The sequence below is a fragment of the Methanobrevibacter sp. genome (assembly GCF_017431965.1).
In the GTDB taxonomy this organism is placed as follows: Archaea; Methanobacteriota; Methanobacteria; order Methanobacteriales; family Methanobacteriaceae; genus Methanocatella.
On the sequence record NZ_JAFRKB010000039.1, the window covers coordinates 65048 to 89519 of the forward strand.

A 24472-nucleotide genomic window follows, 5' to 3' on the forward strand; every position below is an offset into this window, starting at 1 on the left:
TATTATGGATTTAATGTTTAATTTGTCAAATGTAAATGAAAAGGAGGAATTTTCAACATCCAAAAGGGATGTATTGAAATTTCTAAAGATAATCGGTGTCGATACCCGTTTTATTTCATACACTCCTGAAAAAATTTACATTAACAACTTAAGATTTTCAAAGTTTTCAAGGAAACGTGAAGATACCTTTAACAATCAATATCCTGAAATTGAAGTAGTGAGAAGCAGCCTGTTTCAAAAAATTTGTTCCAAATCATCTAAAGTTCTTGCTTTAGAAATCAAGCCCAATTCTGTAATTTTAATGCCTGAGGACAATTTTATCATTGATGTATTGATGGAGCCGTATACCCGGAAATATGGCGTTAAATTGGTCCATGAAGGGGATTATGACTTGATTGTAAATCCTACAATTCTTGATGATGAGGTAAACGGCATATTTTCAACAATTTTCAGTGGTGAAGGATTAAACTTTACAAAAAAATCCAATGAAATTTATCCGCTAATAAATGTTCCACTTGATTGGATCAACTCTTTTTTAGAAATGGATGGTAGAAAAATAATTAAAAATGAAAATAGTGATGAATTGGCCACTTCTTTTATGGAATTTTTGGAAGATGTGGCTCCACAATATCGTGAAAACGTTTTAAAGGCATCAGAGTATATTGAAAAAAAAATTAGAAACTAAAGAGTGAAACTTGCTTATCAGTTTTCTTTTTAGGTTTTTCTTCTTTAGGTTCTTCTTTAGCATCTTCCTTAGGAACTTCAACTTGCGGAGGCTCTTCTTCAATGTCCAAGCCTTCAATCTCAAATGGAAGTTCGCTTTCGGTTGTCTCTTCAACCATTTCAATTTCTTCAGGAGCATTCAACATTTGATTTTGAAGTTCTTCAAACCTTCTGTCACGCTCTTCAACTCTCATTTGAGCTTTCCTTTTTTCCATTTTTGTTATGACTTTTTTAGGAATCTTTTTAGATCTGAATCTTTTTATTTCATTTTCCTCAAGTTCCAAAAAGTCGGAGATTTCCCAAGCAAGTTCGTCATTTTTAAACATTATTTCGAGATAAGGAAACATTGATATTGCAATGGCATGTGAAATGTGCATTTTATCAGACATTTTCTCAGCAATTCCATCTCTTAGGTTTCTTTTGCCTCTATTTCTCCCCATCAATGTGAATATTGTTGGAGTTTGGATTTTTGAGAATTTTTTATAGGTTTCTTTTTTGGAGCTGCTTACTCCAATTCCCATAAAATCGCTTGCATATTTCCAATAACCATAATTTCTGCTTTGCTGTGCTCTTCCAAAGTATAAATCAGCTTTCGCTATGTTTTCATAAGCTTTTTTAATTTCATTCTTTTTGGAATATTCCCTTGGGATATTTTCTGCAATGTATTCCATGACGAGTGTTGGGTCTTCATCGACTCTTAAAGCTTCCCTTACATGTTGCGGATTTTTACTTTTTAAAACGCCGGTAATTGCATTGAAAATATCTGACCTGTCATCCTTTGTTCTTAAGTTTTCAACGTCAGCAGGCTCTAGGACTTCATTTTTATCAGCCAAGGCTTGCAATGTATTGATTGCTGAGCGCATATCTCCATTTGATTTTTTAGCAATCAATTCAAGAGCTTTTGGATTAACTTTAATTTCTTCTTTTTGTGATATTTCTCTTAAAGCTTTTCTGATGCTCGGACTTCTTACTTTAGCCATTTTGATAACGGTACATTTTGGTTTAAGGGACTGTAAACGTTTAGAATAAAAATCATTTGCTATCAAAATCATTGGATGTTTGGAATTTTTTATAATATCACCAATTGCTTTTACCCCTCCACGGTCATTGGTACCATGGATTCCGTCCACTTCATCCATTATGATTAGCTTGTATTCATCTCCAAAAAGAGATCTGGAGGAAGATGATTCACCGATTGTACTTTTAATAATGTCTTGGGAACGCTTATCACTTGCATTAAGCTCTATTGATTCTGAAAATTCTCTAGCGATAACAAGTGCAAGTGTGGTTTTTCCAATTCCCGGAGGGCCAACTAAAAGCAGAGGCTGCTGCGGATTACCATTTTTCCAGTTTTCAACCCAATCCTGGATTATTTTCTTCTCTTTATTGTTACCGACCACTTCATCTAAGGTTTGTGGGCGATATTTATCAGTCCATAACATTTCCATACCTTAAATGAATTTGGTTAATAGAGCTTCAAGCTGAATTCTTGGGTTTGCTCCTTCTCTTATTCTAAAATCGCAATCTGCTATTGCTTCAATCAAATCAATATAAAAATCAGGTTCCATTTTTCCATCGACAACTCTTTTGGAAACATCTGAGTAAATCTGGCTGACCATATCTTCTCCGCTTGTGCCCTGTAAAACCATGGTTTCTCTTAAAATGTTTCTTGCGCCTAAAAAGTCACCCATCAGCGCTTTATTTATCATGTTTCCAATGTCTTGAGGTTTCGCTTTAGAGACTACTTCATAAACGGATTCTTCTGTGATGGCTTCTCCTTCACTTGCAGCCGCCTGCAGGACATTGACGGCTTTACGCATATCTCCTTCAGCAAAGTAGACTATTGTTTCAAGACCTTTGTCATCTGCTTCAAATCCTTCCTTTTCACAGATGAATCTTAATCTTTCAGCAATATCTTCACCTTTTATCGGTGCAAATCTAAAGATTGCACATCTTGACTGGATTGGGTCTATAATTTTGGAAGAATAGTTACATGAAAGTATGAATGAAGCGGTTTTTGTATACATTTCCATTTCACGACGAAGAGCGTGCTGTGCATCTTTTGTCATGTTGTCCACTTCGTCCAAAAATATTATTCTGAATGGGGCACCGACTGGCTTTAATCTGCAGAAATTTTTAATTCGGTCTCTTACTGTATCAATTCCCCTTGCATCGGATGCATTTAACTCTAAAAAGTTTTGTCTCCAGTATTCTCCAAGGATTGATTTTACTAAAGCTAATGCTGTGGTTGTTTTTCCAACACCTGCAGGACCTGTAAACATTAGGTTAGGCATGCTTCCTTCGCCTACATATTTTTCAAGCCTTGAAATAATTTGTTTTTGTCCTACAATGTCTTCTAAGTTTTGCGGTCTATATTTTTCTACCCATGGTCCAGTCATTAAATCACCAATATTTTACTGTAAAATGATATGTTTTTTGTTAATAATTAAGTTTTGCTTAATGTTTTTATATATTGAAAAGTTATATATACATACAATTAAAGAGCATTTGATTACTAATATGAAGGTGTTAAAAATGAGAGGTACATGGAGACTTAAGTTAAGGATGATTCTCACATCCGTTTTAATGTTTACAATTGTTTATTTCCTTATCATGATTGTTGGATGGTATTTGGGCATAAGCAGTTGGAGATTATATGCTGGTGCGAGCATAGTTATTGTATTTTTACAATATTGGTTTGGACCAAGTCTTGTCAAACGTTCAATGAATGTAAGGCCATTGTCTGAAGCTGAAGCACCCCATATTCACCAGATGGTTCAGGAATTGGCTGATGCGGCAGGCATTCCAAAACCTGAAATCGGTTTGTCTGAAATCAACATTCCAAATGCATTTGCTTATGGAAGATCCAGCAGAAGCGGCCATATTGCAGTCACCCGTCCTATATTGGGATTGCTTGACCGTGATGAGCTAAGGGCTGTAATTGGCCATGAAATGGGTCACATCAAACATAATGATATGATTGTAACTGCTGCTGTAAGCGTAATTCCAATGATTTGCTATTATATTGCATTGTCTTTCATGTTTTCAGGCGACAGCAGAAACGGCTCTGGTATCATCATTGGTATTTTAGGCTATGTATTTTATTTGATAGGTCAGCTATTGGTATTGTTCATTTCAAGAACAAGGGAATACTATGCCGATGAAGCAAGTGTTGAGTTCGGCAATCGTCCTGCAGCTTTGGTTTCTGCACTTTATAAGCTATCTTATGGTGCTGCAAGATGCAACAAAGAAACAATTGCTGATCTTAATTCAAATCGTGCATTTTTTGTAAATGATATCAATAATGCAAAAAATGACGTTACTGATTTCCAGCAAATTGACTTTGATGGAGACGGACGCATTTCCGATGAGGAGTTAAGAAGACTTGCAAATTCTGAAGTTAAAATTTCTTCTAAAAACGGAATCATGGAACTGTTATCAACTCACCCTGATTCATTAAAAAGAGTAAAAAGATTGGCGGAACTTGAAAATTAGGTGTTAGATATGAAAATGATTTTAGATGAACGTGGTAAAAAGTATATTTTAAAACCCGGTGAGGAATTTCAGAGTGATTTGGGAATAATTAAGGCTGATGTTTTGGATGATGCTCAAATTGGTGATGAAGTTAAAAGTCATCTTGACCACACATTTAAAATCGTAAAACCTAACATCAATGATTTCATTGATTTGATGGACCGCAGGTGTTCAATTCTTATTAAGAAAGATATTGGGCAGGTTTTGGCTCACACTGGTTTGGGTGCAGGCTCAAGGGTGGTTGATGCCGGAACTGGTGCCGGAGCTATTGCGCTTAATTTTGGAAATGTTGTCGGTCCTGAGGGCCAGGTCTTTACTTATGAAATTCGTGAGGATTTTGCCGAAGTCGCAAAGAAGAATATTGACAATTTTGGAATCACCAATATTGAAGTTAAAAATCAAAACATCAAAGAGGGCATTGAAGAAGACAACATCGATTTAATCTTTTTAGATTTGCCAAAACCATTTGAGATATTTGAGGATGTATTGGAGTCATTGAATGTCGGCGGATGGTTGGCGGTTTATGCTCCATACATTGATCAAGCCGAAACTTCTTATAGGGTTGCAAAAAAGCTTGGATTTTATGACATTGAAATTATTGAACTTTTAGAACGCGGTTTGGAAGTCAGACAGCAAGGCGTAAGGCCAAAGACTCGCATGGTGGGCCATAGCGGATACCTTTTGTTTGCAAGAAAACTATAATATTAAAAAAATAGAATTGGTGGATGATAAATCATCCACTTAATTGCTTTTAACGTTTAAGTATAACAGCTACGAATATAGCTATCAGCAAAATAATAATTGGAATACCAACTTTCATCAGTTCGGTTGGTCTATTATCTTCTTTTTTAGGAACTGGTTTTGGAGTATCTTTATTTACAGTCGTATTGTTGGCAGTATCGTTGCTTGTATTGTTTGCAGTGTTATTTGCTGTGTTGTTTGTGGTATTGTTTGTAGTAGTGTTATTTGTGATATTGTTGGTGGAATTATTGTCTGTAGTATTGTTTGTAGGGTTAGTTTCATTAGAACTGCTGTTATTATCACTTGCCGCACTTTCCTCTATCACGACTGCAGCCAATTTATTTGCATTTTCAGATGAATCGTTTTCTTGGGGTTCGCCTGAAGCACTGTCGTTAAGTGTATTTGTAATTACAATTTCATCCTTTGAGCTATTATCTATTGATACGGAATAATTTGAAAGGTTAGTTATTTGTTTAACTGAGTAATTTCCATCTTCTGTAACATTAAAGGTAGTTTTCCAGGAGTTGCTTTCGTTCAATGTTTTGTTACCAATAACTTCGCCATCTTTCATGAGTGTTATTGTGACAGAGTCGGGTCTTGCATCTGTCTTGCCATTATCGTTCCAGTTAATTTTCACAGTAATTGAGTGAGATGTATCATTTCCACTATCTGAGGTTTCTTCTGCTGAAACAAAACTAATGGCAGATAGTAAAAAAATTGAGACCAATATTATTGCAAATATTTTTTTGTTCATATTTCAAACACCTATGTATAATTAATTAAATTATTGTTTAGATGTAATATTTAAGTGTTTTAAAAATTAGGGTAATTAATTGAAAAAATTAAAAATAGGAATAAAATTAATTATTCCATGAAAATAGCCGGTTTGTAAGGCATTGCATTTCTTGCCTTGTTTTGAGGGTCATATGAATCATCGGTATGGATGATAACCTCATTGCCGCATTCCTCTTTGATGTAGTCAAGGGCATCGGTAAGTATTTCTTCTTCGTTAATTTTGCCGATATATCTTGTTTTGGTAATTTCCTTACCGATTTTTTTAGCCACCATAGCTATTTCTTTTTTATCATCATAGATGTTGGCTCCAATGGCCCGACCCATAATTTGGCCAATGTCAGGTTTTCCGACTTCGTCAGCTATTTTGTATAAGTCCCATTTCCAATCAGGAGCAAGGTAGATGTGGATTTTTTCCACTTCATCTCCAACCATCTGTTTGATGTGTGCGATATCCTTAATGATGTTTTCCACCAATTCTTCTGATTTTTCAATTTCAGGACTTACTAATGATTCATCATACTCGGGCCAACTTGCTTGGCTTACAAAGCCTTCTCCACCATATTCGGACCATAGCTCTTCAGAGGTATGTGGTGTAAATGGTGCAAGAAGCCTGATCCATGCCTCAAGCACTGTTGATAAGACATAGACAACAGCAGGGTCTTGTGAATCAAGCAAGTGTTTTACCCTATACAGGTAGTGGTCGACATCCTTTTTAAGCAAGAATAATGATTCCTGTAAAGCCTGTCTTGTTTGGAATACTTCTAAAGCTTCAGTTGATTTTTTGATGTGCTGATTAAGTTGGCTGATCATCCATAAGTCAATGGTACGGGTCAGTTCAACTTTTTCAATATTGCTTAAATCTAAATCAGAGCCTTTGATTTCTTCGATTTTGGCTGCAAATTCCCTGAACCATTCAAGTCTTCTTTTGGTACCTAAAACTTCTTTTTCTCTCCAGTCAAAGTCTTGCCATGGTTCGGCTGAAGCCATCAGGAAGAGCCTTACGACATCTGCAGTGTAATCATTAATAGCGTCCTTCAAAAGAATTACATTTCCTTTTGATGAGGACATTTTATTTCCTTCCAAAAGACCCATTCCGAATACTACGGTTCCCTTAGGCCATTTGTCTTCCGGATAAATTGCACTGTGGGCAAACATCAAAAAGCTTAAGTGATTTCCAACCAAATCTTTTGCGGATAATCTCCAGTCAAGCGGATACCAGTAGTTGAATTCATCCTGGATTTCCTTAACCTTTTCTTCAGGGACGGTAATTTCACCTGAATCCTTATTCAATAACACTTTATCGAAGAAAGCAAGGTTCAAATCATCCGGATTCATGTCTTTTAGGTATTTGGCAATTGTGTAATAGGACATGTAAATTGTAGAGTCGGTTAATGGTTCGATTAACCATTGGTTGTCCCAAGGAAGTCTTGTTCCAAGACCTACTTTTCTGGAACAAGCCCAGTCATCCAACCAGTTAATGTAATAATCAAAGTTGTTCTTTAATTCTTTAGGAATGATTGTTTCGCCTTCAAGAACTTTTAAGGTTTTTTCTGTCCATTCTTCATTACCGTATTTCATGAACCATTGGTCATCCATGATTTTGACAACACAGTTGTTGCCGCATCTGCATACAACTGGCCTTTCTGCAAAGTCATACATGATTGTAGCCATGTTTTTGGAAATCAATTCCTCTTTCAATTCTTCACGGGCAAATCTGACTTTTTTACCACCAAATCCTGGAATGGATTCGATTATGGTACCTTTACTGTGTTGCTGTTTGTATAGTTCATTGGTAGCTTCATGTAACTTTTCATCGTTTTGGTCGGTAATTCCAAGCCTTTCGATAATGTCTGCAGCAGGAATTTCACCATATCCCTTAAGGGTACAAACAGGAATTGGAACTACCTTGTCAATAATGCCTTCCAAATGATATTTGGCTATTAGCTCATCGTTTTTCTTCAAGTCCTGAAGTGCAATGTAGTCTGCAGGTGCATCCGCAGGTTCTGAGAAAACGACTCCACTTCCATAGGATGCGCTTACAAAGCTTGCAGGGAAAATTGGCAATTCATCACCTGTAAATGGGTTTGTAGCCATTTTACCAATTAAATCATTAGGATCAATTTCAGATATGATTTTTAAATCTTTGATTTGGTGTTGTAAGTTGTAGTGAGCTTCTTTTGTAATTACCCAGTTTTCTCCTTCAGCATCAACCAATACGTATTCGACATCAGGGTTTAACCAGATGTTGGTCGCTCCAACGATGGTTTCAGGTCTTAATGTTGCAGTTACCAAAACCTTGTCATCAATTTTGAATTTTAAAAGTGTTAGTTCGTTTACTCCAACACCTTCACCTTCAAGCAGATCGTGGTCTCCGACAGGGTTGTCACAGTTAGGACAGTATTTAACAGGGTGTTCACCTTTAGCGACAAGTCCCTTTTCATGCAAGTTTGTGATTTGCCATTCTATGAACTTTTTGTAGGTTGGATCGATTGTCCTGAATTCTCTTCTCCAGTCGATTGAATATCCCATTTCTTCCATTACTTCATGATATTCTGTGGAGAAGTATTTAACAATAAATTCAGGGTCTTCCAATTTAGGCAATGTTTCTTTTGGAACGCCATGAACCCTTTCATATAAATCTAAAGTCCACGGATCTTTTCTTTTAATCCTGTCTGCTATTCCAATAACCGGAGCACCGGTTACGTGCCATGCCATTGGGAATAATACATTATAACCTTCCATTCTTTTAAATCTAGCATAAACATCCGGAACGGTGTATGTACGTCCGTGACCTATGTGCATTGCTCCACTAGGATATGGAAAAGCTACTGTAAGGTATAGTTTTTCCCTTTCATCTGGGTTTGATTCAAAGAGTTTTGCATCAGCCCATTTTTTCTGCCATTTCTTTTCTATATTTTCACTCACCAAATCACCATTATAAGATTGTTTTTTCTGGGATTTCAGGAACTTTACTTTTGTGTTCGTTCCTGTTTACTTTATTAATAATCATATCAACATCATCTACTGAAATGTCAAGTTTTTCAGCTATTTCAGTATTTTTCATACCTTCAACGTAAAGATAAAGGATTTGATCAAGCAAGGCATAAGACATTCCAATTTCATCCTCGTCGGTTTGATTATTCCATAAACCCGCACGTGGGGGTTTTTCAATAATCCCTTTGGGAACATCCATAAATTCACTTAATTTATAAACATCGGTTTTGTATAAATCTCCAATAGGTTCCATATCACACGCACCATCTCCGTGTTTGGTAAAGTAACCAATCAGGATTTCACTTTTGTTACCTGTTCCGCTGACGAGATAATTCTTATGATTCGCAAAATAATAAATGATTGACATTCTAATTCTAGCTTTGAGATTTCCAATAGCTAAATTATTATCTTCAAGTTGGCTTACAGATAAATATTCATTTAAAATACCATCAATGCATATTTTCTTATAATCAATGCCTAATCTTTGAGCTATTTCAATGCTATGAAGGTTGTCTTCATTTGGTGTTGTAGCCGATGGCATTACAATTCCAAAGACATTGTCTTTTCCAACTGCTTCACATGCAAGATATGCAATCAATGTTGAGTCAATTCCTCCGCTTAATCCAACTACAATTCCGTCGGTTTTTGATTCTGAGACTTTTGATTTGATAAACTCAACAATGTCATTCTTTGTTTGTTCGCAGTCTAATTCTGGAATTTTACTAATGGTTTCACCAACTTATCATTCATTAGTAAATAATATGTATTTATTAATTTATATAATATTGTATGTGTGATGTAGAACTTATTTGTGAAAAATCATTCAGTGATAGCGATAATGAGATAATTGATAGGTTCATGGAGTTTCAACAAGCATTGATTGATAAGGATGAAAGCAAATTAAATGAAATTCTGACTGAAAAATATGAATTGGTCCACATGTCCGGTAAAAAGCAAAGTAAAGAAGAGTTCATCGGCGAAATTATGGACGGCACTTTAAATTATTACAAGTCTGAGATTATTGAACCTACAATCCTGTGGGATGATAATGAAAGGGCCACTTTGATTGCTGATGTAACATTGACAGCAAAGGTCTATGGAATAAACGGTAAATGGACATTGGACACTACAGTTGATTTTGAAAAAATCGATGGTGAATGGTATTTCACCAAGTGGGATAACTGAAGTTTAAATTATGATGAATTTTTTTTAATCAATCAGATTGTCTATTCTATCGAAAAGTTTCTGATAGTCTTTAAAAAGATTTCTGATTTCGTCATCATTTTTGGACATTAAAATCATCTTAAGCTGTTCATCCGTTTTGGAGATTTTCACCTGTTCGGATTCATATTCGTTATCAGCAATTAATGATTTAATTTCATTGTACGCCTCTTCTGTTAGATTATATCTTCTTGCATGGTTCAATATATCCATTGCATGGATAAGTCCATTATCCGGCATATCAATGCATGAAGACAGTTTGATTTTGGTAATCATATAATAAGGGGCCTCTATTTTGTCCCGGCGGAGCACTATTGTAATTTTTGATATCACATGATCATCATTGCAGTTATCATTAATGAATTTAATTAACTGGAACTGTTTTATATTTGCATTATTGTTCATGAAAGTCATGATGATATATTTTTTTTATAAATATTTAAGTTTGATGTGTTTTTCGACAGAAATATTTATTTTAAAGATAATTTCTATTGAAACTTCATTTTTGAGTATTTAATGAATATTTGAAAGAATAGACTTTCATAAAGGACATATAATTATATTAATTTAAATGTTCTGATAGAATAAATGAATATTCAAAAAAACTTTATATAATTTAATAATAAACTTTAACTATGATTAACTGGAGAGGATATAATTAGTTTACGTGGTAGGTATAATAAATATCGTCTTATTATGTATGTTCCTTTTGGATTGAGCTTATTGTTATTAATAGCATTCACTAATTTAAAAAGCAATACGATTGCAGTAATTAGTTTTGCTGTTGGATTTATTGTATTTTTTGGATATATTTTTAAAACTGAGGGTTATGAAACAACTAAAGTTTTTTTGATAATTTTTTCATCCTCTGCAATTATACTTTATTTTATGGTGTTTAGCGGAATTTTCGATATCCTTCAAAACTTTTGGAAAACTATTGTAATGGTGGTAATTTTTTCAATTTTGCTCTTGTTATTAGTTTTTGTATTTATTATACCTAATTTAGTTAAGACGGTTGATAGTGAGGGAGACATACGTTTAGGATTATTCAATGAAAAACGTTAAATGTTTAATTATTTTGTTTAAAATATGAGATTCCTGATTGAAAAATGATATAATAACTATTTTGTATACTAAAGAAATTAAATAATATTTAGTAACTAAAGTTTATTCGCAGATTTACCACTTGTGTGGACAATTTATAGAATGCAGTATTGTTAATATCATAATTTTTTCCTTATTTCCTGGGGAATTGTGGTTTGATAATTACTTTGAATTTTGCTTGTGGCTAATATGGGCATTGTTTCGACTCTTTTAAATATTAGTTTTTTATACTTTATGATTCTCTATATCTCCGATAAAAATTATTGGAAATATTAATTCTAATTAACAGGATTCATATTCATTTAAGAAACAATTCATGTATTAAATGAGGGTTTCTACAAGACTATTAATGGGATTAAAGAGAGTCCCATTAAAAGTAATCCAATTGCTAAAAATTTTCTAAATCCATCAAAAGTTCTTATCTCAAAGGGAAATATGTTATTTGCAATATCGGGTGATAAAATAAAACAGCCCACAAGCAAACATAAAATAAAGCACAACAAAGTATACACTAATGAGCCATTATTTAAAAATATGCACTCAAGAACCCTTCTAAAAGACACGCCCAATGGACCCCACCCGTGGTGAAGGCCTAAAAGATAATAATAAGTAGGATTATAACCATACATATATTCAAAATAGGGGTGTCCATCTTTTTTACCCAAATACATTAACTTACTTTCACTGTTATAAACATCCAATTTCAACAACATAAAAATTGATGCAAAATTAACACATAAACCATGAGCAATACCTGAATAAATACCACCCATGTCCCAGGCCATAGCAAAAAATATAATTGATAGACCAATACTTACAGTACACAATAATACTACCATGCCTTGATAAGAAACACCATGCAAAACTGGGTCGAATAAACCTATTTTTTCATCCAACCAATCACGTTTAAGTAGGATAACAGTAAAATAAATTGATGCTAAAAACACTCCTGCAAAAGCAATTTCAGCAGCAGCAATGTTTTTCATAAGAAAATACATTATTGCAGAAATAACAAATGAACCAAATAAACCTAGTATTATGAAACATCTCAAGGCTATTAATTTCAGTTCATGTTCATCTGCCTCGCCCCATCCTTTAAATTCCATTTTAAGCCTCCACATAATTATCAAAGATGTTTGAAAATACTTCATGCAAATAGGATAAACCTAAATCATTAATAAAATCTAGAATATACTTATTTGCCGGTTTATTAAAAACATTTTCAAAAATAATTTTGCCTAAATCCCATTCAACATAATCCAAATTAAAAATAATACGAGAACTATGAAATTCATAATTTCCCATTTTTAAAGTTGTTTTCTCAATAATAACTTTTAATGTTTGTGAACCTACTTTTAAACCACCGTTTGAAAATGGAGCTATCATTGCTAATGTCGAATCAACAATGAAAAATCCACAATCAATAATATTTGGATTATTAAACATACCATCAGAATAAGCAATAAAGAGTTCGCCTATTAAATAAGTAATAAATGCTGTGGCAATTAACTCGGGATTTGTTGAAGAAACTGCTATGGTAAAAACTACTACACTTACAGATACTATCTCACTTCCCAAAATTCCAATTATTAAATTATCTATAAATTCGGTCGAATCACAATCTGGGAATAAAAATGCAAATATCTCAGTAAATTTATTAAGAATCAAATTATTAGTAGCTGCCGTAGAAATATTCATCAAATCTTTAAATTCCTTACTATTCGGATTCAATAAGCCATTTCCATATCTCCAGGCCATTTCGGTTATATTGTCATGGTAGCATGGCATTGTTCCAAGCAGTCCATAATAACTGAATTCATCACGAACAATGCCAGACGTAGTATCTAGAAACAGCAATGTAGAATTATCGTTTAATCTTTTAATAAAAATATAACCATTAGAAGTGAAAATCTCCAAAGTTTCATTATTCAGATAACTTTGAATCAAACCTAATGTCACGCTACCAATTGTTGTATCATTCCAAACATTATTTCCCACTAGCTGCTCTATTAAACTAAAACTGTATGAAGTTGCAAAATTAAACTTCCAAATATTAGTGACATTACCAATTGCTTCCCGACCCATCCCATGATCAGACTCGCCAGTAATGTAGAGACAATTATAATCATTACACAAAGACACGCAAACAGGACAGATTCGAGACCAAGTAACATTAAACCTTAAAGCAGCATCATTAGCCACGCAGTCATTTTCCCAAATAACTAAAAAAGCAGTTAAAAAAGTACCATAAGCTGCTTTCATCAAACCCTGAGGATATAAACTTTTCTGGCTTAGCCAATAAGATAAACTAATATTAGTCAATTTAGATTTTGTTATAGCAAAACTTCGCATGCCCTCATAACCAATACTGGCGCCGTATTCATCTTCAATATTGCTATAATAAATATTGCTCAAACGATGAACGCACTCTGATGGCAAATCCAGATATCTATGCTCTCCATTATAATTAAAATTAATATTGGGCGCCATATCGCCATGATAATCAATACCAATTTCAACAAAATCAACAAATAAATTATGGTATGTTCTAATTAAATTTGTTTCATTATCAGTCAAATTATATACTATTTGAATATACCATAATAGGACTTCAGATACTTGACTAGGGTTATAAAAGTCCAGATTAAATGTATTTGCAAAACTGAAGTAGTAATAATTAGGTTCCCAAACTCCTTGACGAGTACTGGCAAAAACTTCATTATAAAATTTCATACCCTCAAAGAAGGCACTGCTATGACTATTTTTTAAAGATTGGTAATAGTAATTGGTGATGTTAATTGATTCAATAATCTCCCCATTAATGATTATATTTATTACGCCAGTGTATAATCCAGTTTCAGACCAACTTACTGTAATCCAATATGTATCTTCCGTAAAATTAATATTCGTATAGTAATTCACGAAATAATTCGTATCAATATCCCATGATGAAGATGAAACTGCAATATTGATGCTAGCTTTTTTATTAAAAGTGTAAGTTAGATTGCTATAGTCCATTCTAGCATGAACATAAATAAAATCAACGTTATTAAATAAATCACTTAAATCAAAATCAACAAAAGCTTGACCGTTTTTCAAATATGAAAGGTTATATATGGAGTTCCAATTACTATTAAAACATGCAATAAAAACTTCTAAACCATCTGGAAGAAAACCTTTATATGATAAACATTCGCCTTTGTTGTTATAAGTCATATCAACATAAAATTTTGCTCTTTCAATTAAAGCATTATCACCAATCTTATAAGAACATGCGCCAAGTTTCATCACTATCCATGAATTTAAAACGAAACTCCCAGTTCCATTATAGATATTGGCGTATATGCTTGTATTTGTACTAATTTTTGGCGGATATTCGCCCCACCAATTATCATTAACAATATATGAGCAATTAGCTTCAGAGCAGAAGTCATAATATGAATTATTACATAATCTATTTAAATAAAAGGAATCATTATCAGAAACTGATGTCGAACTTAAAAAAACACCATATATATTATTATAAAAATTATTGGATTTATAGGTATTATTTATTGATTTTGCCATATTTATTCCATATTTGTTGGATGTAATGATATTATTATAGAAAATGGATTGTCTGGCTAATTCATAGATTCCACCTCTAAAATTAGAAATATGGTTTGAAGCAATTTCGTTTCCTGATCCTCTAACAGATATTCCATATCCTTTACAATTTTTTTTATTCCTTAATGTATTATTTACAATGTAAGCATTTTTACAGTTATCATTGATTATTCTAATTGCATAGCCAGAATTGGAGTTTAGTGTAATCGAATTTTTTGTTATTAGTAAGTTTTTAGATTTATTGACTTTTATGCCGACATTAGACTTTGTATTGTAATAATTAACATCATTGATAATATTCTCTGCAATAACAGTATTATTGTCCAAATTAACATTAATTGAATTTAATACATTGCAAAAAGAATTATTAATTATCGATACATTCGATGCTCCATTAATGTTGATTCCCTGTTCTGAGTTAATAATATTGAATCCACTAATTAAACTTCCACTTCCATTAATATCAACATCAATAACTGAATAAGAGGTTATTAATGCAGTTAAAGTTGCATTTTTACCAATCAAATTTAAAGATTTGTTGAGAATTATGTTGACATTGTAAATACCCGACTTAACTAATATAATATCTCCATTTACAGTAGTCAAATCATCAATTGCGGATTGTATAGTGACATATCCTTTTCCAGTATTTAGATTTCCGACACACTCAAAGATATAATTGCATACAGAAAGGTTAGTGCTATGGTTAGTTGAATCTTTAGAATAATATTTTAATGTAGTTGTATTGGATATAAGAATTGGATTTTGATATAAAATTCCATTATCTTTTGGATTAGAGCCATCAAGAGTATAATAAATTAACGGATTTTCATCAACATTGTCCCAACTAGATAAATTAACATAAAATGGTGAATCATATAAATCAGATAAATAATTGCTCCATACTAATGGCGCTTTATTATCAATCGTATTATTTTCTTCTAAAGGTGTAGCTAATCTACCTTTATATAAACCATTTCCCATATAATCAACAGAACTAATATTTTCATCCACGAGAGCACTATCATCAAAAATGTAGTCATCGCTGCTGTTTAAAGCATCGTCATTAACATAACTGTCATTAGAAACAGCGAAACAACATGAAATACTTAAAAAAAAACACAAGGACAATAAAAAAATATTTATAAATCAACTGAAAAATCTCCAATTACTCAATTAAACATAATAAATATACAATATAACTTTATCAAATAAAATATAAAAATTTATTGTATTTTATCTCACTAAGGAAATATTCAAAGCAGTTTACTCTTTGCAGGACAGATTTAAATAGCATGGAAAATGGTGGTGGGAGATGTTTATCTGCAGATAGGATATACATCATCATAATTGAGAGATTTTTCTGAAAGATTATTTAATAGTCTAGAAATCAATCCGTTGGTCATAGGATGATGATTCAGGGAAAGAATTAATCAAATCTGAATGTATAAACTGAATGGTGTGGCAAAAAGTTATATGGATTTCGGTGAAACTTACTTTGTATTTTTTAAAATTCTTTCTACAATCCATCCGATAAAGTATCCGGCTGCAAATACTGGAAGGGCAAACACCAATGCAAAAAGTATTGCTGCGATTACTAAAATTGGTAATGGGGGATTATTGGGATGGGGCACGATAGAAAATGCATATAGAAACATAATAACAAATATCAGTATTGAATTAAATAATGAAATTTTGGTTATTTTAGATTTGCCCCATTTAGCCAGGCCGGCATTTTTCTCAGTTCTATATATATATATCATGAACGGGAGAATCGTTATTTTTATTAACAATAATAATTTTTTCCCCATTTTTATAAAATACTTCCTGATTTGTTTCATTGAGCATTTTACCACAATTTGTGCAAAATTTTGCTTCATTATTATTTTCAAAACCGCATTCTCCACAATATTTCATGATTAAAATTATGTCTTCACTGGATAAAAATATAACTATAATTGTTTATAGTGCATGGTTTTGAATTGCCATCTCTTGTAAGTTGGTGCGTTTTTTACAAAATAATATACAATTTTCATCGAAAATAAGTTAAAGGCAAAACATACAGTAAAGGAAAAGTATCTTTAAATTAAAGAAAAAATGAAAATCTTATAAATTTATAAGGTTTAAACCATTTTTCTAATTCGGTATTAGATTAACTACTGAATTGGTTATGTTTCTCTACTAACAGACACAATACCATTAAAAGATATTCGTGATGAAGACATTAAACAGGATATTAAAGATTAATTGGATATTACTTCCAAAAAGAGAAAATTGCCAGCAATTAAAATTGGAAGATTAGCTATAGATGAGAAATATGCTCATAAGGGATTAGGTTCTGAGATTTTGATGAGTATATTATTCAATGTTAAAAATATTGCTGAAAATAATGTTGGATTAAGATTCGTCACTGTAGAAGGTTATGCAAGTGCATATGGCTTTTATATAAATCATAACTTCATTAACATGAAAAAAGATGATGATAAAATAAAGGAAAAATTAGATATCATAATAGAACGAGATCCGGAGCAAACATTCTATTTATATTTGGATTTAAGAGTTCTAGAATGATACTTTTCTAGCCGCATCATACTTCTTTTTAAATTCTTTATCCTTTTTTGTAAGAGGTTCAACCATTCTATTTAAAAAATCAGATGCTTCTTTACCGTATAATGTAGGAGTATCTCCAATTGGTTTTGCCATGTTTATCACCTCTTAAATTTATACATTTCCTATGTTTCTTATTATTTAAATAATTGTTGTTTCAATGAATTTAATGCAATAATTCTATAAAAATATCTAAAGATAATAACTAAGTTTATATACTATGATGAATTAAAATAACATTTAGTAACTAAAAGTATGTAATTGGAATTTTGATTATTTACCACTTTTCCATGGATAACTTATAAAATACTATATTTTAATTATCTATAATAAAGATTATTAGGTTTTTCATTATCAGATTTTAATTAATTTTATTTAAATTAATCTTTGACTAAATAATGATTTTTCACATTGGTCAGTGTAATTATCGGGTATTGTTTTGTTTATTTTGGCATTTGTGAAGAGGATTTGTGTCCTTTGAATTTTACTATCATACTTTATTTTGTTATATTGAGAGGCATATTCTTTATTTTCATATTTAAAGCATAAATTATCTGGATATTTAAAATTGATTTCATTTAGAAGATAAATTATTTAAATAAGTAACTTTAAAGTAATGTTAAGCATAATACTTTGCATGTGCTCTTGGAATAATTGGTTATAAATATTTTGATAAAGTATTATGTAAATCTCATTAAATTTTAAATAATATGATTTTGAGCATAATACTAAATAAGTTGGAGATTTTAAATGGGGTCTTATTTTAATACTCAAAAAAATAAGCAGGTTATTTTATGATTATGCTTGGAAAAGCATTTGAAATGATTGAAACAAAAGATAAAACATAATGTGAACTGGAGTGTAAACAATGACCGAAGAAACAGATATAAAATTATTTCAAAACCAGGAAATAAGGACAAAATGGGATGAAGAAATAGAAGAGCACTATTTTTCAGTAATCGATGTCATAGCAATTTTGACTGAAAGTAAAAAGCCAAGGGATTATTGGTATCGTTTGAAAAAACGTGAATTGGAAAATGGAATTGATCTGTCGACAAATTGTCGACGGTTGAAAATGCCCGCTCGTGATGGTAAATTACGTGAAACTGATGTTGCAACTAGAAAACAGTTATTGCGTATAATCCAATCAGTGCCTTCACCAAATGCAGAACCTTTAAAACAATGGTTGGCTCAAGTAGGCAGTGAAAGACTTGATGAAATAACAGACCCTGAAATTGCAATTGAAAGAGCAATCATTACTTATCGTGAAAAGGGATACAGTGAAGAATGGATTACTCAAAGAATAAGAAGCATTGAAATTAGAAAAGATTTAACAGCAGAATGGAATAGGTCAGGTGTTAAACAAGGAGAAGAATATGCAATATTGACTAATGAAATTAGTAAAGCATCATTTGGAATAACAACTGGCCAGCATAAGAAAGTCAAAGGTTTGAAAAAAGAAAACTTGCGTGATAATATGACTAATGCTGAATTGGTAATTAATATGTTGGGTGAGTTGGCCACTACTGAAATTAGCAAATCCGAAAATCCTGATGGTTTTGAGGAAAGTAAAATTGTTGCTCATGATGGTGGAAGTATTGCAGGTAATGCTCGCAGAGAGTTAGAACAGAGAACTGGAAAAAAAGTTGTGAGTAGTAATAATTCTAAAAATCCTAAATTGTTGGATGAAAAATAAAGAGAGAATCTTATTAACACAATAGTATATTATGTGGAAGTTAATTATTTTCTATTATTGCAAATTTTCAAAATATTCTTAGCCAAACTTTATATACTATAAAAAATTAAAATAACATTTAGTAACTAAAAGTAAGTTTATCTGAGGAGGTAATTTATTTGGCATTTAAAGATTATTTTAGATTTAATAAAGATAAAACAACATTCATTTTTGTAGGTGGTAAAGGAGGAGTTGGAAAAACTTCCGTTTCATCTGCTACTGCATTATGGTTGGCTGAACAAGGTAAAAAAACTTTAATTGTTTCAACCGACCCTGCTCACTCTTTAGCAGATTCACTTGAAGTACCGATTGGAAGCTATCCACGTGAAATTAAAACAAATTTATTTGCTGTTGAAATCGACCCTGATGAAGCTATGGCACAAAAACAAGCTGCCCTTGAACTTCAAAAACAAAACAACCCTTCAGAGGATGGAGGTTTATTGGGAATGGACTTTTTATCAGACCAGTTAGATATGGCTTCCTCTTCTCCGGGTGCTGATGAAGCGGCTGCATTTGAAATGTTTATGGCAGTAATGAATTCAGATGAATATGATGTGGTTGTATTTGATACCGCACCGACAGGACACACCTTAAGATTATTGTCCTTCCCTGAAGTGATGGACTCTTGGGTAGGAAAATTGATGTTGGCAAAGGCCAAATTGGGAACTGCAACAAATGCGCTTAAAAAAATAATGCCTTTCATGGAGGCGGTTGATGACCCGCAAACTTCCGAAGAGCTAAAAAGAACCAAAGAGGAAATTGACAAGGCAAAAGCAGTTTTATCTGATCCGGACAGAACCACATTTAAGATGGTTGTCATTCCTGAAGAGATGTCAATTTATGAATCCGAAAGGGCTTTGGAGGCACTCGGAAAATATGACATTACTGTTGACAGCGTTATTGTAAATCAGGTAATGCCTGACATTTGCGATTGTGATTTCTGCCATTCAAGACACAAATTGCAGCAAAAACGTTTGGCTTTAATTGACCAAAAGTTCCCTGACCAGCACATTGCTGAAGTTCCTTTATTCAAGGATGAGGTAAAGGGCCAGGAAAAACTGTTAAAATTAGCTCACATCTTATATGATGATGAAGACAACGATGAAGTGACTCAAGAAGCTATTCAGCTTTAAAAAAAATAAGTTAAAATAAAAAATTTATTTTAACTTCATTATTCTTCTTTTTTTAAAAACCATTGGCAAAATGGGATGAATACGATTAAAAATAGCATTATCCATAATATGGGCGAAATCTGCATCGTAATTAGTCCATAAATTAAAACTATAATAAAGATTACATCCAATATCTGAACTAAAATGTGCTGTTTTCTAAATTTATCAATCATGCTCATTTTCCCACCCAACTTTCATCCCAATATTTTTCAGGCATGCTGAATGGTGTCCAGTATTCATCGCAGAAATATTGGTATGTTTCTTGTCTGGTTAGTTGTTTTGTTTTACCATCACTAATGTATACCGCATTATTCCTGTCCAAAGTTAAGTCATCATTGATTTTCACTTCAATATAATCGCATCCTCCGTTTTTGTTTGGAATGTTATATACTTTCTTTGCTTGCAGATATCCTGGGCGTGTAAATGTCAGTGTATCCATTACTTTGTGCCATTCATTTTCATTTACTATATTGTCCCTATACATTGTTCCTCCAGTTTGAATAAGGGTCATTGTTGAGAGTAGTCCAATGCAAGCAGCCGAACCACCTTTTAATGTTTTTTCCAGGAGAAATTTTATGCCCATATATCCTAAAACTGATAAGGGATGTGTTTTATTCAATTCATCTGAGAATAAATAAATTCCTGGTGCAAATGTTCCTATCGAATTTCTTATTCCTGCTATTATGTCTTTGGGAATTATTCCAACACCGCAGCAGTCTCGACTTGTGGCTATGCTTGAACCTTTATATGTGGAATCGTTTTTCGAATGAATGACACTTGCAACGCCACTTGTGGTATTCAGTATTATTGCGGAGTTATCTTCTGAAAATACATATATTATGTCTCCTAATTGAGTAATGCTAAATCTATTTTCACTGATTGCTAGAAAAATGTTGTCTAAAGAGTTTGTTGTGTTGTCCATATATCTTTTACTGACTGGTAAAAGCACATAATCCTCGACATTTGGAAGATTCAATGAGTTTAGCAATCTAAATAAGATTACATTCTTTTCTTTTCCTTTGACTGTCATCCCCATATCTGCATTTAAAATGTTTAAGTAGGTATCCTCCAGATTGATTCCTCCTAAAATCGTAAGTGTGTTTCCTCTCATCCAATTCACATTAAATTCGTTTGCATATTTGTCTGCTAGTTCATCGGCAAGCCAAGTTGTTTCAAGTGATGCTAAATGCATTCCATATAGGTTCATAATGCCGTATCTATTTAAATAATTGGAATTTGATGAAATCCAATTTTCCAATGTTGTTTTAGATACTTTCTCAGCAATTATGCTGTATGCTTGAAGCACTTCAAAGCCGAATCCCCTTCTGTATTTCTCACCAAGACCATAGCTTATTGTCTCTCTTTTTTCAAGCTCTTCCTTTCCATTGATGATGAATTTTGTTGTTATTTCCTCTTTAGAACAGTAACCTACAATACTATTTCCAAAATAGGAATATGTCACAGCTTTGCCTGTATTCGTGAATATGACTGGATCGGATACATGATTTGTAATTTCATAGTAGGCAAAATCGGTATTTACTCTGTTATAGAGTTTGGCTAAACTATATTTTACACCTGTTTCGTCAAAATATTGTGTTTGAATTGAAACTTTACATACGATTTTATCGTTTTGAGTGTATGTCAAAATTTCACTATTTTCCAAACCTTTATCAGCATAAAATCCGAATAATTCTATGGAATCATTAGTTTTGCTTCTATATTCAATTTTGGTATAGTTGTAAAACCTTGTAATCATTATTCCATCTTCAACTAAGTTTTCCTTATTTGAACAACACAGTACGGCACCTCCGTTGAATGGTACTAAATAATTTTTTTGCCCCATTATAACAGCATCTCCATTGCCTGTTTTCCCGGTTGCAAACTGGTATGTTTTAGAGCCTACCTGCACGGTAAAAATTTCTATTTTTGGCATTTTTACTGTTCCGTTAATGCCAACTTTAAGGGAGTACTCCTCATTTGGAAATACTTGGGGGAGTGTTACATTAACATAGTTTGGAATAATCGTCATATGTTTAAAGGGAGATGGAGTTAATTTATTTACAATAATTCTGTTATTCGCTTTTAGATTATTGTATTCTGTTGTTATTGTGTATTCTCCAGCATCTAAATTAATAGGTAAAGTAGTTTTACCGTTTTCATCCAATTTTTTAATGTAAGTTGCTCCATTGACTTTTAAAGTTACATTTTTATTGGAATCTGCTTTTTCACAATAGTTAAGTATTTTTACTTCAAATTCACCAATTTCCCCATATTTCATTGTTAGATCTTCCGTTTTAATGGGAGATATGATATGCATTATCCTGGTGAGGGATTCGCCGGTTTTTGAATTTACGGAGGTTATGAGATATTTTCCAGGGTTTAATTTAAAAGTTATCTTTGCAATTCCGATATTGTTCGTTTTTGCGATGTATGTCTTCTCATTTATTTTAAATTTAACGATGGAATTTTTGAGGGAATATCCATTTTCATCGTAAAATTTTACACAAAATGATGAAATACTCCTGTAATACTTTGTAAGACTATAACATTTGATTGTGCTTTTAATTTTCACTGTACTTTTTACGCTTTGCTTTTTGTACATGTCTGTTCCATAAAAAGTGCTGATGACAGTATAGGTTCCACTTTTTAAATTCAAATCAAGAGTTGCAACCCCATTCCTATTTGTAATTGGATAATAGGAATGCCCGGCAATATTTATTTTAATTATTGCATTGCTGAGGGGTCTTTCATTTTTGCTTTTTAAACTGACAATAAACTTATGTCCTTTATTGAAATACATTGTCACGTTTGGCGCTATTAAGATTACTTCCTTTTTATTTTCATTTGCAGAGCTAGTGTTTTCGCAGTAACTTTGCTCTAGTTTATCATTTTCAAAATCAATTGTCTCTTCGTTACTTGCATTGTAGATGTTATCTTCATCTGAATTGCTTTTGGATATGGTTTTTGGTGTCTCATTTTCTAAATCTGCTGCGGATACGGCAGAAATTAAAAATAGAAATAAGAAAATGAAACACAGGGTGTTTATTTTCCGATTCATAGTATCTACCTTATGTCAATTTTTAGTTAAAATCAACAATTGAACTATATAAATCGGATTATATAAGCTTTGATTTTAAAATTAAATAGTAAATAATTAATATAATGGTTTTTTAAGCTCAATTATGCTAGTAAATGACCATTATGCACATATAAGTGAATTCGCTTTCAGCAATTTCCTTTAAAGTAGACTCAACAATTCTCTCATCAGGGTAACTCAACCTTTCACAGACAACAACTTTCCTTTCTTCCTCAACGCCATTGTCTAGTAAAAATTGAGCCATGTCCTTCACTTTTCTTGAAGGAAGGGCTATTGTTGTTTTTCCATTGTTTATGACCGGCAGGATGTCTTCAATATTCTCCCTTCCGTGAAATGTCATCACGTTAGCGTTGTCCCATTGTATTTGGGTTCTTGCAGCAGCCAGCTGAAGTGAACTGATTCCCGGAATGACTTCAATGTTTTGTTTGTCAAATCCTTTCTCGGCAGATATTCTCAAAACAGTATTCAATACTCCTGAAAATCCGGGGTCTCCTGTTGACAATATGGATACGGTATTTCCTTTAATTGCTAGTTCAACGCCTTCTTTGAGTTTATCCAATAACTCCTTGACATTAAAGGCAATCTTGTTGTTGACATCATCGAACAGTTCTATAGCTCTTGTACTTCCAACAGTGTAATCGCTATTTTTAACGGTATCGATTGCCTTTTTTGTTAAAAATTCACTGGATCCGGGACCTATTCCAACAATATAAATTTTACCAGTCATTTTAATCATTAATCTCTAATTTTTCTTTAAATGCATTTTTCAATTCGTCACGAGTCTCATCGGAATAGCTATTGTCATTTTTATCATGCAATGTAAACATTGCAAGTTCATAGACAATTCTATTCATTGATTTGCCGTAATCGGTTAAGTAATATTCAGTAGTAACTGGGGTGGTATTCAACACTTCTTTTCTAATTAAGCCATTTTCCTCTAATTCTTTTAAACAGTTGGATAATACTTTATTGCTTAATTTAGGTTTATCTTCTTTAAATTCTTTAAAATGTTTTTTACCGAAAAATAAATCTCTGATGATTTGTATGCTCCATTTTTTATTTATCAAATTCAATGTTTTGTCGACGGGGCATGCAATATTTTTACTTTCCATATTTAATAATTTGCTTAATTGTTATATATGT

Annotated in this window: 22 protein-coding genes; 7 read left to right on the forward strand and 15 right to left on the reverse strand. The window is 32.4% G+C overall.

Annotated features, from left to right (window positions below):
* Positions 1–4: 4 nt before the first annotated feature.
* Positions 5–685 carry an ATPase gene (locus IJI93_RS05650; RefSeq protein WP_292821096.1) on the forward strand — a complete coding sequence of 227 codons (681 nt, stop codon included), beginning with the start codon at positions 5–7 and terminating at the stop codon, positions 683–685.
* On the opposite strand, the gene IJI93_RS05655 is transcribed toward IJI93_RS05650, so the two are convergent.
* The gene (locus tag IJI93_RS05655; protein WP_292821098.1) at positions 675–2165 is read right to left on the reverse strand and encodes a replication factor C large subunit; all 1491 of its coding nucleotides are present in this window, start codon (positions 2163–2165) and stop codon (positions 675–677) included. The genes IJI93_RS05650 and IJI93_RS05655 overlap by 11 nt on opposite strands.
* A gap of 9 nt (positions 2166–2174) precedes the next feature.
* The gene (locus tag IJI93_RS05660) at positions 2175–3122 is read right to left on the reverse strand and encodes a replication factor C small subunit (RefSeq protein ID WP_292821100.1); all 948 of its coding nucleotides are present in this window, start codon (positions 3120–3122) and stop codon (positions 2175–2177) included.
* A gap of 136 nt (positions 3123–3258) precedes the next feature.
* Here IJI93_RS05660 and IJI93_RS05665 point away from each other — a divergent pair, with 136 nt between their 5' ends.
* Together IJI93_RS05665 and IJI93_RS05670 are read left to right on the forward strand one after the other, a co-directional pair.
* Positions 3259–4218 carry a zinc metalloprotease HtpX gene (locus IJI93_RS05665; protein WP_292821102.1) on the forward strand — a complete coding sequence of 320 codons (960 nt, stop codon included), beginning with the start codon at positions 3259–3261 and terminating at the stop codon, positions 4216–4218.
* A 9-nt stretch (positions 4219–4227) separates the two neighbouring features.
* Entirely contained in the window at positions 4228–4959 is a 732-nt protein-coding gene (locus IJI93_RS05670) for a tRNA (adenine-N1)-methyltransferase (protein WP_292821104.1), read from the forward strand.
* Between the two features lie 49 nt (positions 4960–5008).
* Here IJI93_RS05670 and IJI93_RS05675 read toward each other — a convergent pair whose 3' ends face one another.
* The 3 genes from IJI93_RS05675 to IJI93_RS05685 form a co-directional block, all read right to left on the reverse strand.
* Positions 5009–5752 carry a Cna B-type domain-containing protein gene (locus IJI93_RS05675; protein WP_292821106.1) on the reverse strand — a complete coding sequence of 248 codons (744 nt, stop codon included), beginning with the start codon at positions 5750–5752 and terminating at the stop codon, positions 5009–5011.
* A gap of 110 nt (positions 5753–5862) precedes the next feature.
* Positions 5863–8718 (reverse strand): leucine--tRNA ligase, encoded by a 2856-nt coding sequence (gene leuS, locus IJI93_RS05680; protein ID WP_292821108.1) that lies wholly within the window; start codon positions 8716–8718, stop codon positions 5863–5865.
* A 10-nt stretch (positions 8719–8728) separates the two neighbouring features.
* Positions 8729–9514 carry an NAD+ synthase gene (locus tag IJI93_RS05685; RefSeq protein WP_292821245.1) on the reverse strand — a complete coding sequence of 262 codons (786 nt, stop codon included), beginning with the start codon at positions 9512–9514 and terminating at the stop codon, positions 8729–8731.
* Positions 9515–9576: 62 nt separating this feature from the next.
* On the opposite strand from IJI93_RS05685, the gene IJI93_RS05690 reads away from it, so the two are divergent.
* On the forward strand, positions 9577–9972 hold the full coding sequence (locus IJI93_RS05690; RefSeq protein WP_292821110.1) for a nuclear transport factor 2 family protein: 396 nt from the start codon (positions 9577–9579) through the stop codon (positions 9970–9972).
* A 24-nt stretch (positions 9973–9996) separates the two neighbouring features.
* On the opposite strand, the gene IJI93_RS05695 is transcribed toward IJI93_RS05690, so the two are convergent.
* The 5 genes from IJI93_RS05695 to IJI93_RS10515 form a co-directional block, all read right to left on the reverse strand.
* Entirely contained in the window at positions 9997–10413 is a 417-nt protein-coding gene (locus tag IJI93_RS05695) for a hypothetical protein (protein ID WP_292821112.1), read from the reverse strand.
* Positions 10414–11447: 1034 nt separating this feature from the next.
* Positions 11448–12218, reverse strand: coding sequence for a hypothetical protein (locus IJI93_RS05700; protein ID WP_292821114.1), 771 nt, complete (start codon positions 12216–12218; stop codon positions 11448–11450).
* A 1-nt stretch (position 12219) separates the two neighbouring features.
* The gene (locus IJI93_RS05705) at positions 12220–15849 is read right to left on the reverse strand and encodes a chitobiase/beta-hexosaminidase C-terminal domain-containing protein (RefSeq protein ID WP_292821116.1); all 3630 of its coding nucleotides are present in this window, start codon (positions 15847–15849) and stop codon (positions 12220–12222) included.
* 362 nt (positions 15850–16211) lie between these two features.
* Entirely contained in the window at positions 16212–16376 is a 165-nt protein-coding gene (locus IJI93_RS10510) for a hypothetical protein (RefSeq protein WP_366513282.1), read from the reverse strand.
* Positions 16377–16464: 88 nt separating this feature from the next.
* Positions 16465–16635, reverse strand: a complete 171-nt coding sequence (locus IJI93_RS10515; RefSeq protein ID WP_366513283.1) for a zinc-ribbon domain-containing protein — start codon at positions 16633–16635, stop codon at positions 16465–16467.
* 357 nt (positions 16636–16992) lie between these two features.
* On the opposite strand from IJI93_RS10515, the gene IJI93_RS05715 reads away from it, so the two are divergent.
* A complete protein-coding gene (locus IJI93_RS05715; protein WP_292821120.1) occupies positions 16993–17289 on the forward strand; it encodes a hypothetical protein in 297 nt (98 codons plus the stop codon).
* Here IJI93_RS05715 and IJI93_RS05720 read toward each other — a convergent pair.
* Positions 17281–17421, reverse strand: a complete 141-nt coding sequence (locus tag IJI93_RS05720) for a hypothetical protein (protein WP_292821122.1) — start codon at positions 17419–17421, stop codon at positions 17281–17283. The two genes, IJI93_RS05715 and IJI93_RS05720, sit on opposite strands and share 9 nt — an antisense overlap.
* Before the next feature lie 772 nt (positions 17422–18193).
* Between IJI93_RS05720 and IJI93_RS05725 the strand changes: the two genes are divergently transcribed.
* Positions 18194–19021 carry a BRO family protein gene (locus IJI93_RS05725; protein WP_292821124.1) on the forward strand — a complete coding sequence of 276 codons (828 nt, stop codon included), beginning with the start codon at positions 18194–18196 and terminating at the stop codon, positions 19019–19021.
* Positions 19022–19179: 158 nt separating this feature from the next.
* Positions 19180–20193, forward strand: coding sequence for an ArsA family ATPase (locus tag IJI93_RS05730; RefSeq protein WP_292821126.1), 1014 nt, complete (start codon positions 19180–19182; stop codon positions 20191–20193).
* A gap of 38 nt (positions 20194–20231) precedes the next feature.
* Here the strand turns inward: IJI93_RS05730 and IJI93_RS05735 are convergent, their stop codons facing one another.
* The 4 genes from IJI93_RS05735 to IJI93_RS05750 all read right to left on the reverse strand — a co-directional run bounded on the left by IJI93_RS05735 (position 20232) and on the right by IJI93_RS05750 (position 24441).
* The gene (locus IJI93_RS05735) at positions 20232–20411 is read right to left on the reverse strand and encodes a hypothetical protein (RefSeq protein ID WP_292821128.1); all 180 of its coding nucleotides are present in this window, start codon (positions 20409–20411) and stop codon (positions 20232–20234) included.
* Positions 20408–23290 carry a hypothetical protein gene (locus IJI93_RS05740; protein WP_292821130.1) on the reverse strand — a complete coding sequence of 961 codons (2883 nt, stop codon included), beginning with the start codon at positions 23288–23290 and terminating at the stop codon, positions 20408–20410. The genes IJI93_RS05735 and IJI93_RS05740 overlap by 4 nt, the downstream gene beginning before the upstream one ends.
* 127 nt (positions 23291–23417) lie before the next feature.
* Entirely contained in the window at positions 23418–24056 is a 639-nt protein-coding gene (locus IJI93_RS05745; RefSeq protein ID WP_292821132.1) for a cobalt-precorrin-7 (C(5))-methyltransferase, read from the reverse strand.
* A gap of 1 nt (position 24057) precedes the next feature.
* Entirely contained in the window at positions 24058–24441 is a 384-nt protein-coding gene (locus IJI93_RS05750) for a helix-turn-helix domain-containing protein (protein ID WP_292821134.1), read from the reverse strand.
* Positions 24442–24472 lie beyond the last annotated feature (31 nt).